The organism is Planomonospora alba, from assembly GCF_039534085.1.
Lineage (GTDB): Bacteria > Actinomycetota > Actinomycetes > Streptosporangiales > Streptosporangiaceae > Planomonospora_B > Planomonospora_B alba.
Genome location: NZ_BAAAUT010000015.1, coordinates 79,075 through 93,666, shown reverse-complemented (window position 1 = coordinate 93,666; position 14,592 = coordinate 79,075). Strand labels below are relative to the sequence as shown.

The following is a 14,592-nucleotide window of genomic DNA, read 5'->3' as shown; positions in this document are numbered from 1 at the left end:
GTGACGGGTCGACCTCGCCTGATGCGGCGCTAGAAGGCGCCGAAGCGGTCGGCGACCAGCAGGAGCAGGAAGGTGAGCAGGGCGACCCGGAGGATGCGGCCCCCGGCGCGCAGGGACGGCCACGACATGTAGGCCAGCCAGCCGACGAACGCCACCACCGGGAGCACGGCCAGACCGCCCCAGAACGACGGCACCGCGAAGCCCGCCAGGAGGAGGACCACCAGGAGCACCGGGAGGATCCAGCGCGGCAGCTGGAACAGGAACACCAGGGGGGCGGCGCTGAGCCGCTCGACCTTCTGCCGCACCCCCGTGGCGCCGGGGGTGAAGAACCGCTCGCCGGGCGGGAGCGGGCGGCGGGGGGCGGCCCGCCCCGGGCCCGGCCCGCGGCCGGGTGCGGGGCGCCGGGCGAGGGGGTGCGCGGGACGCGCGGAGCCGGGACGGTCGGAACTGCTCTTGTCGGCCACGGCCAGAGCCTAACGCCGCGGCCTCCGGCGCGGCACGTCCCGGCGCCCCGCGCCGCCCCTGCCCGCCCCTGCCCGTCTGTGCCCGTCCGCGGCCGTCCGCGGCCGGGCGGGCCGCGCCCCGCGACCCGGCGGGTCGTGCGGCACGGCCTTGTGGCCCGGAGCGCGCCGTACGTAGACTCGGCCGCGGCGGGCTCCCCCGCCGAACCTCCTCCCGGGCGCCCACGCCGCCCGTGCTCCACGGAGGCAAAGGGGACGTACGCGCCTCGGGAGTCCGCAGGTCTCGTGCACCGACCGACGTCGCGGCGGGCCGACCGGCGGGCGTGGGCCGCAGGCGGCCGGATGCCGCGAGCGGAGCCACCATGACCAGCAAGAAGCAGCTCAAGATCCGGATCCGGGCGCGCATGGCGAAGACCGGTGAGAGCTACACCGCCGCCCGCCGGCACGTCGTCGACCGGCCCGAGGCCCGCACCGACGGCGGCTGGACCTTCCGCGGCGGACGCCACCCGGGCAGCGCGGCCATCGCCGCGGTGCTCGCCGCCCGGGGCGTCGTGATCGGCGAGCCGCTGGTCTTCCTCGCCGGGGGCGGCATCGGGGCCGGATACATCCTGTGGGAGTTCAAGCACGACGACAGCCGGCACCTGGTGCTCGGCTTCCGCAACCAGTGGCAGTACCACGACCGCTGGATGGCCAAGACCCTCGACCGGCTGGGCGTCGGCTTCACCGCGCACACGACCTCGGGAGCCAAGGGCGCGGCCGCGCGGCTCGCGCGGGAGCTGGACGCGGGGCGGCCCTGCATCGTGCTGCCCGACCGCTACCGCGTCGGCTACTGGGGTCTGCCGGCCACCCTGGACGGGCACGGCGGGCACCCGGTGGTCGTCTACCGGCGGGACGGCGGGGACGTGCTCGTCGACGACCGGGGAGCGGCGCCGATCAGGGTGCCGCAGGCGCGCATGGACGCCGCGCGGGCCCGCGTGCCGTCCTACAGGAACGTCATGCACGTCCTGGAACCCGCCGGGATCGGCGCGGACCGGCTGGCCTCGGCCGCCCTGGAGGGGCTGCGCGACGCCGCCGAGCACCTGGGCGCGGCCTCGGAGTCGTTCTCGCTGCCGGCCTGGCGGAAGTGGTCGCGCATGCTGGTGGACCGGCGGAACGCCAAGGGCTGGCCGAAGGTCTTCGCCGACGGGCGCGGGCTCGCGGGGGCGCTGCTGTCGATGTGGGAGGCGGTGGAGCCGGTCGGCATGGACGGCGGCAACCTCCGCGACCTGTTCGCCGACGCGCTGGAGGAGGCCGGCGCGCTGCTGGACCTCCCCCTCGCCGGCCTCGCCGGGGAGTTCCGCCGCATCCACGGCCTCTGGCACGGGCTGGCCGAGGCGGCCCTCCCGCTGGAGGTGCAGGAGTTCGCCCGCATGCGCGCGCTCACCGCGCAGATCCGCGAGTCCCTCCTGGCGGAGGGCGTCGCGGCCGGCGACGCGACGGACAGCGCGGCGGGCGGCGCGGCCCCCGAGGACGGGAGCGGTACGGCGGGCGGCGCGCCGCAGGACGCGGCGGACGCGCCGGCCGGAGCCGCGGAGTTGCGGGAGCTGCGGGCCGCGGTGGACCGGGCCTCGCCGGTCCAGGACCAGGAGGCGCTCTTCGCGGAGCTGGGCGGGCGCCTCGCCGAGATCCACCGGGCGGAGACGGAGGCGGTGGCCGCGCTGCGGGACCTGCTCCGGCGGTGAGGGCGCCCGCCCCGCACGGGGATCCGCGGGCATCGGCGCGGGTCCCCGTGCGGACCCGCGCCGGGCCTCTGGCATGCTGGGCGGATGCTCGCTCTCATCCGCTACTCGGTGCCGTCGGCGCGGACCGAGGAGTTCCTGGCCCAGGCGCACGACATCATCGACACGCTGGCGGCGCAGCCGGGCTACGTGCGCGGCCGCCTGACGCGGTCGGTGGACGAGCCGGAGCTGTGGGCGCTGGTCAGCGAGTGGGAGGGGGCGGGGTTCTACCGCCGGGCCCTCGGCGCGGCGCGGATGGCGATGTATCCGCTGATGACCCTGATGCTCAACGAGCCGAGCGCCTTCGAGGACGTCGAACGGGTCTGATCGGGTAAAGAAGATGTAGAGAGGGCAAGACGGGCGGGATGGGTTATGCGGGCACCCGACCCGTCCGGGCTCCTCTAAGCTTGTCTCCACGAATCCGTCGCCGACCTCAGGCCGGATGGAGATTCTCCCTTGTGACTCCTCCGCTCCCTGAGAGGAAGCGGCTTCTCGCCTCCCGCGAGGCGAGGTGGGCGACGGCCGGGCCCTGACCGTTTGAAACGCAAGAACCATAACAGGGAAGCGATTCCCCTGCCGGGTGAACCCGGCAGTTCCCTCGCTAGGAGAATGATGGCACGCCGTACGGACATCATGGACACCATCGTCAGCCTCTCGAAGCGACGTGGGCTCGTCTACCCCTCCAGCGAGATCTACGGAGGCCTGCGCGCGTCGTGGGACTACGGCCCGCTGGGCGTCGAGCTGAAGAACAACGTCAAGCGGCAGTGGTGGACGTACATGGTCCAGGGGCGCGAGGACGTCGTCGGCCTCGACTCGTGCGTCATCCTCGCCCCCGAGGTGTGGAGGGCCAGCGGCCACGTCGACACCTTCACCGACCCGCTGACCGAGTGCCAGTCGTGCCACAAGCGCTTCCGCGCCGACCACCTCGAGGAGGCGTTCCTCGAAAAGCACGGCAGGCAGCCCGCGGGCCTGTCCGACATCACCTGCCCCAACTGCGGCAACAAGGGCGCCTTCACCGAGCCCCGGCAGTTCAGCGGCCTGCTGAAGACCTTCCTCGGCCCGGTCGAGGACGAGTCCGGCCTGGCCTACCTGCGGCCGGAGACCGCGCAGGGCATCTTCATCAACTACCTCAACGTGCAGCAGTCGGCGCGCCGGAAGATCCCGTTCGGCATCGGCCAGATCGGCAAGTCGTTCCGGAACGAGATCACCCCGGGCAACTTCATCTTCCGCACCCGCGAGTTCGAGCAGATGGAGATGGAGTTCTTCGTCAAGCCCGGCAGCGACGAGGAGTGGCACCAGTACTGGATCGACGAGCGCTTCCGCTGGTACGTCGACCTGGGCATCAACAAGGACAACCTCCGGCTCTACGAGCACCCGCAGGAGAAGCTGTCCCACTACTCCAAGCGCACCGTCGACATCGAGTACCGCTTCAACTTCACCGGCAGCGAGTGGGGCGAGCTGGAGGGCGTCGCCAACCGCACGGACTTCGACCTGTCCTCGCACGGCAAGGCATCCGGCACCGACCTGAGCTTCTTCGAGCAGGACACGGGCGAGCGCTACGTGCCCTACGTCATCGAGCCCGCGGCCGGTGTCGACCGCGCCACGCTGACCTTCCTCATCGACGCCTACACCGAGGACGAGGCGCCCAACGCCAAGGGCGTCATGGAGAAGCGCACGGTCCTGCGCCTCGACCACCGGCTCGCGCCGGTCAAGGTCGCGGTGCTGCCGCTGTCGCGCAACGCCGACCTGTCGCCGAAGGCCAAGGACCTGGCCGCCCAGCTGCGCCGGCGCTGGAACGTGGAGTTCGACGACGCCGGCGCCATCGGCCGCCGCTACCGCCGCCAGGACGAGATCGGCACGCCGTTCTGCGTCACCGTCGACTTCGACACCCTGGAGGACCAGGCGGTGACCATCCGCGAGCGCGACTCGATGGCCCAGGAGCGCGTCTCCCTCGACCAGGTCGAGTCCTACCTCCGCAGGCACCTCAACGACTGATCCGCCCCGTGCGGCGTACGGCTCCCGCCCGCGCGGCGGGAGCCGTACTTTTTCCTCCGGCAGGAGGGGACCGGGCCCTTCACGGACGGCGTCCGCCGCCGCGGGCGGGCCCGCGCCGTGACGCGCCGCCCCGGCTCATGGCCTGGGGAGCGCCGCGCCCTGCCGGTCCGATTGACCTTCGTCCGGTTCGGGCGGGATCCTCCTGGTCGGCACTGCCGTGCCCCCCTCCCGCCGTTCCGACAAGGAGCTGACGATGTTCGTCGACCTGCCGCTGGACCAGTTGCGCGCCTATCTGCCCGAGCGGCCGGAGCCCGCCGGCTTCGACGCGTTCTGGGACCGTACGCTCACCGAGGCCCGCAAGCACGACCTCGGCGCGGTGTTCGCCCCGCACGAGAGCGGCCTGGCGATCGCCGACGTCTACGACGTGACCTACGCCGGGTACGGCGGGCACCCGATCAAGGGGTGGCTGCTGGTGCCGCGCGGAGCCGGGGGGCCGGTGCCGTGCGTGGTGGAGTACGTCGGCTACGGCGGCGGGCGCGGCCTGCCGATCGACTGGCTGCTGTGGCCGTCGTTCGGCAGGGCGGTGTTCGTGATGGACTCGCGCGGCCAGGGCGCCGGGGGCTGGCGGCGGGGCGACACCGCCGACCCGGAGCCGGGCACCGGCCCCCAGACGCCCGGTGTGATGACCAAGGGCGTCCACGACCCGGACGACTACTACTACCGGCGGCTCTACACCGACGCCGTGCGGGCGGTGGAGGCGGCCAGGTCCCACCCGGCGGTGGACGCCGGCCGGGTCGCCGTGGCGGGCACGAGCCAGGGCGGCGGCATGGCCCTGGCGGTCTCGGCGCTGGTGCCGGACCTGTCCTGCGCGCTGATCAACGTGCCGTTCATGTGCCACATCCGGCACGCCGCGCAGATCACCGACGAGAACCCCTACGCCGAGCTGGCCGCCTACTGCCGGGCCTTCAAGGACCGGGTGGAGGAGGTCTTCACGACGCTGTCGTACTTCGACGGGCTCAACTTCGCGGCCCGCGCCGCCATCCCGGCGCTGTTCTCCGTGGCCCTGCGCGACGGCGTCACCCCGCCCTCGACGGTCTTCGCCGCCCACAACCACTACGCGGGGCCGAAGGAGATCAGGGTGTACCCGTTCAACGGGCACGAGGGCGGCGAGTCCGCCCACGCCATGGAGCAGGCGGCGTTCCTGCGGGCGGTCCTCGGCGCCTGAGGCGCCGGTCCGGGGCCGGGCGCCGTACGGGAGGCCGGATCCCGGGTGCCCGGCCGGGTCCGGTGAACGCGGGTGAACGGCGGTGAACGACCCGGAATTGGTTTACACCAATTGGTGTATACCAATTCTTGGGGTGACCGATATCACGTGGAAAATATCGCCGATTTTAATTGGATTAGACCGGCACGAGGGCTTTGAGCTGCATTAATAACCTTCATGGGGAAGGGTGGCGTTTCATCCGCTTCTTCATCGGTAGAGTCCCGACTAAGGCGGAAGCGCACGTCATTTGAAGCCGTAGAAGGAGCAGCCGTGCCCAAGTACGTTTACGACTTCACCGAGGGCAACAAGGATCTGAAGGATCTGCTCGGCGGTAAGGGGGCCAATCTGGCCGAGATGACCAATCTCGGTCTGCCCGTTCCCCCCGGCTTCACCATCACCACGGAGGCGTGCCGCCGTTTCCTGGCCGACGGCAGGCTCCCCGACGGCCTGGAGGACGAGATCGCCCGGCACCTGGCCGCGCTGGAGGAGAAGATGGGCCGCCGGCTGGGCCAGGCCGACGACCCCCTGCTGGTCAGCGTGCGCTCCGGTGCCAAGTTCTCCATGCCCGGCATGATGGAGACCGTCCTCAACATCGGCCTCAACGACGAGTCGGTCCGCGGCCTGGCCAAGCAGGCCGGCGGGAACGAGCGCTTCGCCTGGGACTCCTACCGCCGCCTCATCCAGATGTTCGGCAAGACCGTGCAGGGCATCGACGGCGAGCTGTTCGACGAGGCACTGGAGGAGCTCAAGAACGGCCGCAGCGACCTCGACCTGGAGACCGAGGACCTGCAGCGCCTCGTCGAGACCTACAAGGGCATCGTCCGCCAGCAGACCGGCGCGGACTTCCCCGCCGACCCGCACCGGCAGATGCTCATGGCCGTCACGGCCGTCTTCGAGTCCTGGAACGCCCCGCGCGCCGTCCTGTACCGCCGCCAGGAGCGCATCCCGGCCGACCTGGGCACCGCCGTCAACGTCTGCACGATGGTCTTCGGCAACTGCGGCATGGACTCCGGCACCGGCGTGGCCTTCACCCGCGACCCCGGCAGCGGCCAGCAGGGCGTCTACGGCGACTACCTGCAGAACGCGCAGGGGGAGGACGTGGTGGCCGGCATCCGCAACACCATGCCCCTGCAGGAGCTGGAGCGCATCGACAAGCGCTCCTACGACGAGCTCCTGCAGATCATGGAGAAGCTGGAGAACCACTACCGCGACCTGTGCGACATCGAGTTCACCATCGAGGGCGGCAAGCTCTGGATGCTCCAGACCCGGGTGGGCAAGCGCACCGCGGCCGCCGCGTTCCGCATCGCCGTCCAGCTGGTGGACCAGGGGCTGATCGACCTCGACGAGGCGGTCACCCGCGTCACCGGCGACCAGCTCGCCCAGCTGATGTTCCCCCGCTTCGACGGCGGGGCCGCGAAGAAGAAGATCGCCAAGGGCATGAACGCCTCGCCGGGCGCGGCGGTCGGCAGGGCCGTCTTCTCCGCCGAGCGGGCCGTCGAGCTCGCCGCGCAGGGCGAGGCCGTCATCCTGGTCCGCCGGGAGACCAACCCCGACGACCTCGCCGGCATGATCGCCGCGCGCGGCATCCTCACCTCGCGCGGCGGCAAGACCTCGCACGCCGCCGTGGTCGCCCGCGGCATGGGCAAGACCTGCGTGTGCGGCGCGGAGGAGCTGGAGGTCTCCACCAAGGAGCGCCGCTTCACCGCCCCCGGCGGCGTCGTGGTCTCCGAGGGCGACGTCATCTCCATCGACGGCTCCAGCGGAGAGGTCTTCCTCGGCGAGGTGCCGGTGGTCGCCTCCCCGGTCGTGGAGTACTTCGAAGGCGCCCCCGTCGGCGGCGACGAGCTGGTCGCGGCCGTGGACCGCATCATGACCCACGCCGACGCCACGCGCCGCCTGGCCGTACGGGCCAACGCCGACAACGCCGAGGACGCCGCCCGCGCCCGCCGGTTCGGCGCGCAGGGCATCGGGCTGTGCCGTACCGAGCACATGTTCCTCGGCGACCGCAGGCAGCTGGTCGAGGACCTGGTCCTGGCCGCGGACGACGCCGAGCGCGAGCGGGCGCTGGCCGCGCTGGAGCCGCTGCAGCGGGCGGACTTCACGGAGATCTTCACGGCCATGGACGGCCTGCCGGTGACCGTCCGCCTGATCGACCCGCCGCTCCACGAGTTCCTGCCCGACTACACCGAGCTCTCGGTCAAGGTCGCCCTCGCCGGCGACCGGGCCGGGGACAAGGACCGCCGGCTGCTGGCCGCGGTCAAGCGCCTGCACGAGCAGAACCCGATGCTGGGCCTGCGCGGCGTACGGCTCGGCCTGGTCATCCCCGGCCTGTTCGCCATGCAGGTCCGGGCCATCGCCGCGGCGGCCAAGGCGGTGCCCGGCACCCGGGCCGAGATCATGATCCCGCTCGTCGGCGCCGTCCAGGAACTGGAGTGCGTCCGCGAGGAGGCCGTGCGGATCCTGGAGGAGACCGGCGTCGAGGCGATGGTCGGCACGATGATCGAGGTGCCGCGCGCGGCGCTGACCGCCGGCCAGATCGCCGAGGCCGCCGAGTTCTTCTCCTTCGGCACCAACGACCTGACCCAGATGACCTGGGGCTTCTCCCGCGACGACGTCGAGGCGGCGTTCTTCTCCCGCTACCTCGATCTGGGCGTCTTCGGCGTCTCCCCGTTCGAGACCCTGGACCGCGACGGCGTCGGCCGCCTCGTGCGGATCGCCGCCGAGGAGGGCCGCAGGACGCGCCCCGGCCTCAAGCTCGGCATCTGCGGTGAGCACGGCGGCGACCCCGACTCGATCCACTTCTGCCACCAGGTGGGCCTGGACTACGTGTCCTGCTCGCCGTTCCGCGTCCCGGTCGCCCGGCTGGAGGCCGCCCGCGCGGCGCTGGCCGGCGGGGGCTCCGACACCCGCTGACGGGCCGGCGGGTCTCCTCCGCCGCCCGCCGCCCGCCGCCCGTCGGCCATCGGCGCGACCGTGGCCGTGACCGCGACCATGGCGGCGGCCCGCGCGCCCGCACGGGGAACCGGCCGCGGCCCGGGCCTCCCGCACCGGGAGGCCCGGGCCGCGGACGCGCCCGGCGCCGCCGGGTCCCCCGCGGTCCCGCGAGTGTTTACCGACGGTTCGGCATGGGCCTGCCCTATCGCGGATAAAATCACTGCACTCATGCAGCACTACGACCAGCACGACCAGGACAGATGGGTGCCGGAACCCCCCGGCAACCCCGAGAGAGGGCCGTTCGCCCGGGACCGGGCACGGGTGCTGCACAGCGCCGGGCTGCGGCGGCTCGCCGCCAAGACCCAGGTCGTCGGACCGGGGGAGACCCTCGGCCACGGCCAGCACATCCCCCGCACCCGGCTGACCCACTCGCTGGAGTGCGCGCAGATCGGCCGCGAGATGGGCGAGGCGCTCGGCCGCGACCCCGACCTCGTGGAGACCGCCTGCCTGGCCCACGACCTCGGCCACCCGCCCTTCGGGCACAACGGCGAGACCGCGCTCAACGAGATCGCCGCCCCCTGCGGCGGGTTCGAGGGCAACGCGCAGAGCCTGCGCCTGCTCACCCGGCTGGAGGCCAAGGTCCTCACCGAGGACGGCCGCAGCGCCGGGCTGAACCTCACCCGCGCCTCCCTCGACGCGGCCTGCAAGTACCCCTGGCCCCGCGACGGCGCCCCGCCCCCCGCCGCCGACGGGCGGCGGCCGTACGGCGCCTACGACGACGACCTGCCGGTCTTCGAGTGGATCCGCCGGGGCGCCCCCGACGGCCGGGCGAGCTTCGAGGCGCAGATCATGGACTGGGCCGACGACGTCGCCTACTCGGTGCACGACCTGGAGGACACCCTGCAGTCCGGGGAGGTGACCCTGGCGGCGCTGCGCGACTCCGCCGAGCGCCGCGACGTGTGCGCGACCACCCGGGTGTGGTACGCCCCCGACAGCGACCCCGCCGAGCTGGAGGAGGCCTTCGCGCGGCTGGTCGCCCTGCCGCTGTGGCCCCGCCACCTCGACGCCTCCCTCACCGGCCTCGCCGCCCTCAAGGCCCTCACCAGCGCGCTCATCGGCCGCCTCTGCAAGGCCGCCGAGGCCGCCACCCGGGAGGCGTACGGCCCGGCGCCCGGACGCTACGGGGCGGAGCTGGTCGTCCCCCGGGACATCCGGCTGGAGTGCGCGGTGCTCAAGGGCGTCACCGCCCACTACGTGATCACCCGCGAGGACCACAGCGCCAACCGCGCCAGGCAGCGGGAGCTCATCCACGACCTGGCCCGCCTGATCGCGGACGGCGCCCCGGACTCCCTGGAGCCCGCGCTCCGCGCCTCGTTCGTCAGAGCCGCCGACGACGCCGGCCGGCTCCGCGTGGTCGTCGACCAGATCGCGTCGCTGACCGACACCTCGGCGGTCACCTGGCACCGGCGCCTGAGCGGGCGCTGAGGCGGTCACCCGGCACCGGTCCCCCGCCGGGCCTCCGCCCGCCGCGCCCGCGGGCGCCGGGCTGCCACGGGAGGCGGCCTCGGGCGCGGCGGGCGTCCGCGGCGGGCGCCAGGGTCAGGGGGTGACCGGCTTGCTCTCCTCGACCGGCTTCTTCGCCCTCCGGGTCGGCTTGGGATCGGGGGTCGCCTTGGCCGCGCACAGGATCGCGCACTTCGGCGCGGCGCCGACGCGCTCGATCAGGGCCCGTGTCTCGGCGGCGGGGGACAGCGTGCGGTTGCCCTTCAGCCAGGCGTCCAGGTAGTCCCACGGCTCGACCATGCCCCGCCGTACCCACCACAGGGAGGGCTCGGTCTTCCAGGAGATGGCGAAGTAGAGGTTGCTCGCGGTGTCGCGGGCGTTGCCCGAGTTGCCGACCTGGCCGAGCACCTGCCCGGACTTGACCCGGACGCCCGGCGCGACCCCCGGGGCGACCGCGTCCAGGTGGCCGCCGAGGTAGAGCACGCCGTCGTCCCCGAGGACCGTGACGAACCGGCCCTCGCGGTCCTGCCCCCGGTCGGTGGAGGGCCTCCAGCGGTTCTTGATGTTCACCTCGTGGACCACGCCGTCCACCGGGGAGACGAACGAGCAGCCCTTGGCCGCCCAGATCGTGGTCTTGGGGAGCACCAGCAGCTTGCTCTGGTAGGAGGTGTCGCACCCCTGCACGGGGAAGGTGTAGGTGAACTCCGAGACCTTCGGCGGAGGCACCTGGACCGGCTCGTCCCCCTTGGGCGGCGTCACCGCCGGGGTCGCGGCGGGCTCGTCCCCGGGCTCCGGCGCGGGGATCGTCGCGGTCACGGAGTCCGGGGCCGGGGCCGCCTCGGCCGCGACCGCCGGAGGCACCGTGCTGACCCCGGCCACCCCGGCCGGGGAGCCGCACGCCCCCGCGGCGAGGACGGCCCCGGTCACGGCGGCCAATCGTGCTATATGCCCCGATCGCATGATGTCCACCCGCATAAGTTATCCAGAATCGGCCGTTACCTTTGTAACGGACCTTGTGGTCGGCGACGACCTGTTCCGGAAAGTCGCCTTACCTCTGCCCTGCCGCGATCCTGCCCCGGCCGGCCCCGCCGCGGCCCGGGGTGTGCCTCCGCCCCGCCGCTCCACGGGGCGCCCCCCGCGGCCGGCCCCGCCGGTCCCGGCCCGGCGTCCGACCCGGACCTGTCGGAGGGCCGGTTTAGACTCACGGCGTGGCAGGCCGGATCAGTGACGAGGACATCGCGCTCGTGCGGGAGCGCTCACCGATCGCCGACGTCGTGGGGGAGCACATCCAGCTCCGCAACGCCGGCGGCGGCAACCTGAAGGGGCTGTGCCCCTTCCACGAGGAGAAGAGCCCGTCCTTCAACGTCACCCCCGCCCGCGGCTACTACTACTGCTTCGGCTGCGGGGAGGGCGGTGACGTCATCACCTTCGTGCGGCGGATGGAGCACCTGCCGTTCGCCGAGGCCGTGGAGCGGCTTGCGCAGCGGGCCGGCATCCAGCTCCGCTACGAGCAGGGCGGCTACGTGCCCGGCCGGGAGCAGGGTGAGCGGAGCAGGCTGGTCGAGGCGCACCGGGCCGCCGCGGAGTTCTACGCGGCGAAGCTGTCCGACCCGGAGGCCGCGCCGGGCCGGCGCTTCCTGTCGGAGCGCGGGTTCGAGCGGGTCGACGCCGAGCGCTTCGGGGTGGGCTACGCCCCCGCCGGATGGGAGGCGCTGACCCGGCACCTGCTGGCCCGCGGGTTCACCGCCGCGGAACTGGTCAAGGGCGGGCTGGCCAAGGAGGGCCGCCGGGGTCCGATCGACCGCTTCCGGGGACGGCTGGTCTGGCCGATCCGCGACATCACCGGCGACGTCATCGGCTTCGGCGCGCGCAAGCTCAACGAGGCCGAGGACGGCCCCAAATACCTCAACACGCCGGAGACCCCGCTCTACCGCAAGAGCGAGGTCCTGTACGGCGTGGACCTGGCCAAGCGGGAGATCGCCAAGCACTCCCAGGCCGTGGTCGTCGAGGGCTACACCGACGTCATGGCCTGCCACCTGGCGGGGGTGACGACGGCCGTGGCCACCTGCGGCACCGCGTTCGGCGCCGAGCACATCAAGGTGCTGCGCCGGCTGCTGCTGGACCACACGGGCTCGCAGGGCGAGGTGGTGTTCACCTTCGACGGCGACTCGGCCGGGCAGAAGGCGGCGCTGCGGGCCTTCGCGGACGAGCAGAAGTTCTCCGCCCAGACCTACGTCGCGGTGCAGCCCGACGGGCTGGACCCGTGCGACCTGCGGGTCCAGCGGGGCGACGCGGCGGTCCGCGACCTGGTCGCGAGCCGGCAGCCGCTGTTCGCGTTCGCGATCCGCAGCACGATCTCCCGCTACGACGTGAGCACGAACGAGGGGCGGCTGGCCGCGCTGGACGCCGCCGCGCCGATCGTGGCGGGGATCAGGGACCGGGCGCTGCGCCGGCTCTACGCGGTGGACCTGGACCGCTGGCTCGGCTTCAACGACGAGCGGTTCGTGGTGGAGCGGGTCGCCGAGGTCGCCGGGGCCGCGGCCCAGGGCGCCGGGCGGGGCCGCGGCCGGGAGGGCGGGCCCGGCGGCCAGGGGCCCCAGCGGCCGCAGGGGCCGCGGCGGGTCGCCGACCTGACCGACCCGGGCGTGCGGACCGAGGCCGAGGTGCTGAAGCTGGCGGTGCAGCGCCCGGCGCTGCTCGGCGCCCGGTTCGACGCGCTCGGCGCGGAGGCGTTCACGCCGCCCGAGCACGTGGCGCTCTACAAGCTCGTCATGGACGCCGGGGGGACGATGGCGGGAGGCCACGGCGGGCGCGAGTGGGTGGACCGCCTGCTCGCCGCGGCGGGCGACGACCTGCGCGGGACGGTCACCCGGCTGGCGGTGGAGGAGCTGCGGACGGATCCCGCCAGTGAGGAGAGATACGCCTCCGACCTGCTCACCGCCCTGGAGACGATCTCGGTCTCCCGGGCGATCGACCAGGTCAAGTCGGAGCTGGAGCGGACCGACCTGGCCGGCGGGGTGGAGGAGTACCGCAGGCTCCTCGCGCAGCTGAACGAGCTGGAGCAGGCGCGGCGGATGCTGCGGGAGCGGGCCTCCGGGGGATGACCGCGCAAGCGGTTTTGATTTCCTGACCCGCATTCGGCCAAACCTGAATTAGGTCTCGATCCGATAATGATTGCGACCTTACCTCCGGTGACAAAAATAGGCCTGCCGTTTCGGGTGACTAATACAGCAGACTGTGTCCCGTGGGTGCATCGGTGCTGCCAAGCGGGCCGCCTTCGGTAGACCAGGTGGCCGACCTCGTCGCGAAAGGGAGGGAGCGCGGGAGCGTCACGGTCGACGACGTGGCCGCGGCTCTCGACAGATCCGAGCTGCCGTCCGACGCGCTCGAGCGCGTCGTCCGGATGCTCGCCGAGAACGGAGTGGAGGTCCTCGAACCGCAGGGAGAGGAGGAGACCGCCAGACCCGATGAGGAGGACGCCGGGAGACGGGCGCCGACCAGTGACCTGGTCCGGATCTACCTGCGGGAGATCGGGCGCGTGCCGCTGCTCACGGCGGAGGAGGAGGTGGAGCTCGCCAAGTCCATCGAGGCGGGGCTGTTCGCCGAGGAGAAGCTCGCCGGCCTGGTCTCGCCGTTGGCGTTCCCCGAGCTGAGCGAGCTCGCCTGGGAGGGGCAGCGGGCCAAGCAGCGGCTGATCGAGGCCAATCTCCGGCTGGTCGTGTCGATCGCCAAACGTTATGTGGGGCGCGGAATGCTGTTCCTGGATCTGATCCAGGAAGGCAACCTCGGTCTCATCCGGGCGGTCGAGAAATTCGACTACACCAAGGGCTACAAGTTCTCCACATATGCCACCTGGTGGATTCGCCAGGCGATCACCCGGGCGATCGCCGACCAGGCGCGCACCATTCGCATTCCGGTGCACATGGTGGAGACGATCAACAAACTGGTCCGGGTCCAGCGCCAGCTCCACCAGGACCTGGGCCGCGAGCCCGCGCCGGAGGAGATCGCGCTGGAGATGGACCTCCCGATCGACCGGGTGATCGAGATCCAGCGCATCGCCCAGGAGCCGGTCTCGCTGCAGTCGCCGATCGGCGAGGAGGACTCCGACCTCGGTGACTTCATCGAGGACGCCGACGCGGTGGTGCCGATGGAGGCCGCGGCCTTCATCATGCTGCAGGACCAGCTCGAGGAGATCCTGGCGACGCTCTCGGAGCGCGAGCAGCGCATCATCCAGCTGCGCTTCGGCCTGGCCGACGGCCATCCGCGGACGCTGGAGGAGGTCGGCCGGGAGTTCGGCGTGACGCGCGAGCGCATCCGCCAGATCGAGTCCAAGACCCTCGCGAAGCTGCGCCACCCGACGCGGGCGCAGATCCTGCGGGACTACCTCGACTGAGGGGACGGCCCTCCGGAGCGGGGCGGCGGCCCGGCCGGGAGCCGCGGCCGGGACCGGCCGCCCCGGGCCGGGGGAGACGGGCGACAGGGCCCCGGAGCACCCGCTCCGGGGCCCTCGCCGTGCCCGCCGGACCGCCGCGGAGCGGGCGGGGCGGTCGCGGGCGGGGAGGAGTCCCAGGAACTGGTCAAGGAACCCGCCGACGCGGTTAACGCCCCCGCCGAGCCTCTGCGACCTCCACCGTCGCGTGCAGGAAGCTGATCTCCCATCCAGAGCAGCCGATCTTCT

General features: G+C 72.8%; 10 protein-coding genes. 8 read left to right on the top strand and 2 right to left on the bottom strand.

Annotated features, from left to right (window positions below; genetic code table 11):
• Positions 1-29 precede the first annotated feature (29 nt).
• Positions 30-464, bottom strand: coding sequence for a DUF6703 family protein (locus ABD823_RS11495; protein WP_344858636.1), 435 nt, complete (start codon positions 462-464; stop codon positions 30-32).
• Between the two features lie 359 nt (positions 465-823).
• On the opposite strand from ABD823_RS11495, the gene ABD823_RS11490 reads away from it, so the two are divergent.
• From ABD823_RS11490 to ABD823_RS11465, 6 genes are all read left to right on the top strand, one after another.
• Positions 824-2,182, top strand: a complete 1,359-nt coding sequence (locus tag ABD823_RS11490; RefSeq protein ID WP_344858634.1) for a BtrH N-terminal domain-containing protein — start codon at positions 824-826, stop codon at positions 2,180-2,182.
• Positions 2,183-2,266: 84 nt separating this feature from the next.
• Complete coding sequence (locus ABD823_RS11485; RefSeq protein WP_344858632.1) at positions 2,267-2,545, top strand: antibiotic biosynthesis monooxygenase family protein; 279 nt, start codon at positions 2,267-2,269, stop codon at positions 2,543-2,545.
• Between the two features lie 285 nt (positions 2,546-2,830).
• Positions 2,831-4,213, top strand: coding sequence for a glycine--tRNA ligase (locus ABD823_RS11480; protein WP_344858630.1), 1,383 nt, complete (start codon positions 2,831-2,833; stop codon positions 4,211-4,213).
• 253 nt (positions 4,214-4,466) lie between these two features.
• Complete coding sequence (locus ABD823_RS11475; protein WP_344858628.1) at positions 4,467-5,438, top strand: acetylxylan esterase; 972 nt, start codon at positions 4,467-4,469, stop codon at positions 5,436-5,438.
• A gap of 309 nt (positions 5,439-5,747) precedes the next feature.
• Positions 5,748-8,390, top strand: coding sequence for a pyruvate, phosphate dikinase (gene ppdK, locus ABD823_RS11470; RefSeq protein ID WP_344858626.1), 2,643 nt, complete (start codon positions 5,748-5,750; stop codon positions 8,388-8,390).
• A gap of 249 nt (positions 8,391-8,639) precedes the next feature.
• Positions 8,640-9,896: a deoxyguanosinetriphosphate triphosphohydrolase gene (locus ABD823_RS11465; RefSeq protein ID WP_344858624.1), complete on the top strand. Its 1,257-nt coding sequence runs from the start codon at positions 8,640-8,642 to the stop codon at positions 9,894-9,896.
• A 114-nt stretch (positions 9,897-10,010) separates the two neighbouring features.
• Here the strand turns inward: ABD823_RS11465 and ABD823_RS11460 are convergent, their stop codons facing one another.
• Positions 10,011-10,841 carry a M23 family metallopeptidase gene (locus tag ABD823_RS11460; protein ID WP_344858622.1) on the bottom strand — a complete coding sequence of 277 codons (831 nt, stop codon included), beginning with the start codon at positions 10,839-10,841 and terminating at the stop codon, positions 10,011-10,013.
• A gap of 281 nt (positions 10,842-11,122) precedes the next feature.
• On the opposite strand from ABD823_RS11460, the gene dnaG reads away from it, so the two are divergent.
• Together dnaG and rpoD are read left to right on the top strand one after the other, a co-directional pair.
• Positions 11,123-13,018 carry a DNA primase gene (gene dnaG / locus ABD823_RS11455; RefSeq protein ID WP_344858620.1) on the top strand — a complete coding sequence of 632 codons (1,896 nt, stop codon included), beginning with the start codon at positions 11,123-11,125 and terminating at the stop codon, positions 13,016-13,018.
• A 185-nt stretch (positions 13,019-13,203) separates the two neighbouring features.
• Entirely contained in the window at positions 13,204-14,307 is a 1,104-nt protein-coding gene (gene rpoD / locus ABD823_RS11450) for an RNA polymerase sigma factor RpoD (RefSeq protein ID WP_344858618.1), read from the top strand.
• Positions 14,308-14,592: the final 285 nt, after the last annotated feature.

Excerpts from the sequence above, each read along its gene's own strand:
- ABD823_RS11490 (WP_344858634.1), top strand. The coding sequence starts at position 824 with ATGACCAGCAAGAAGCAGCTCAAGATCCGGATCCGGGCGCGCATGGCG.
- ABD823_RS11485 (WP_344858632.1), top strand. The coding sequence starts at position 2,267 with ATGCTCGCTCTCATCCGCTACTCGGTGCCGTCGGCGCGGACCGAGGAG.
- ABD823_RS11480 (WP_344858630.1), top strand. The coding sequence starts at position 2,831 with ATGGCACGCCGTACGGACATCATGGACACCATCGTCAGCCTCTCGAAG.
- ABD823_RS11475 (WP_344858628.1), top strand. The coding sequence starts at position 4,467 with ATGTTCGTCGACCTGCCGCTGGACCAGTTGCGCGCCTATCTGCCCGAG.
- ABD823_RS11465 (WP_344858624.1), top strand. The coding sequence starts at position 8,640 with ATGCAGCACTACGACCAGCACGACCAGGACAGATGGGTGCCGGAACCC.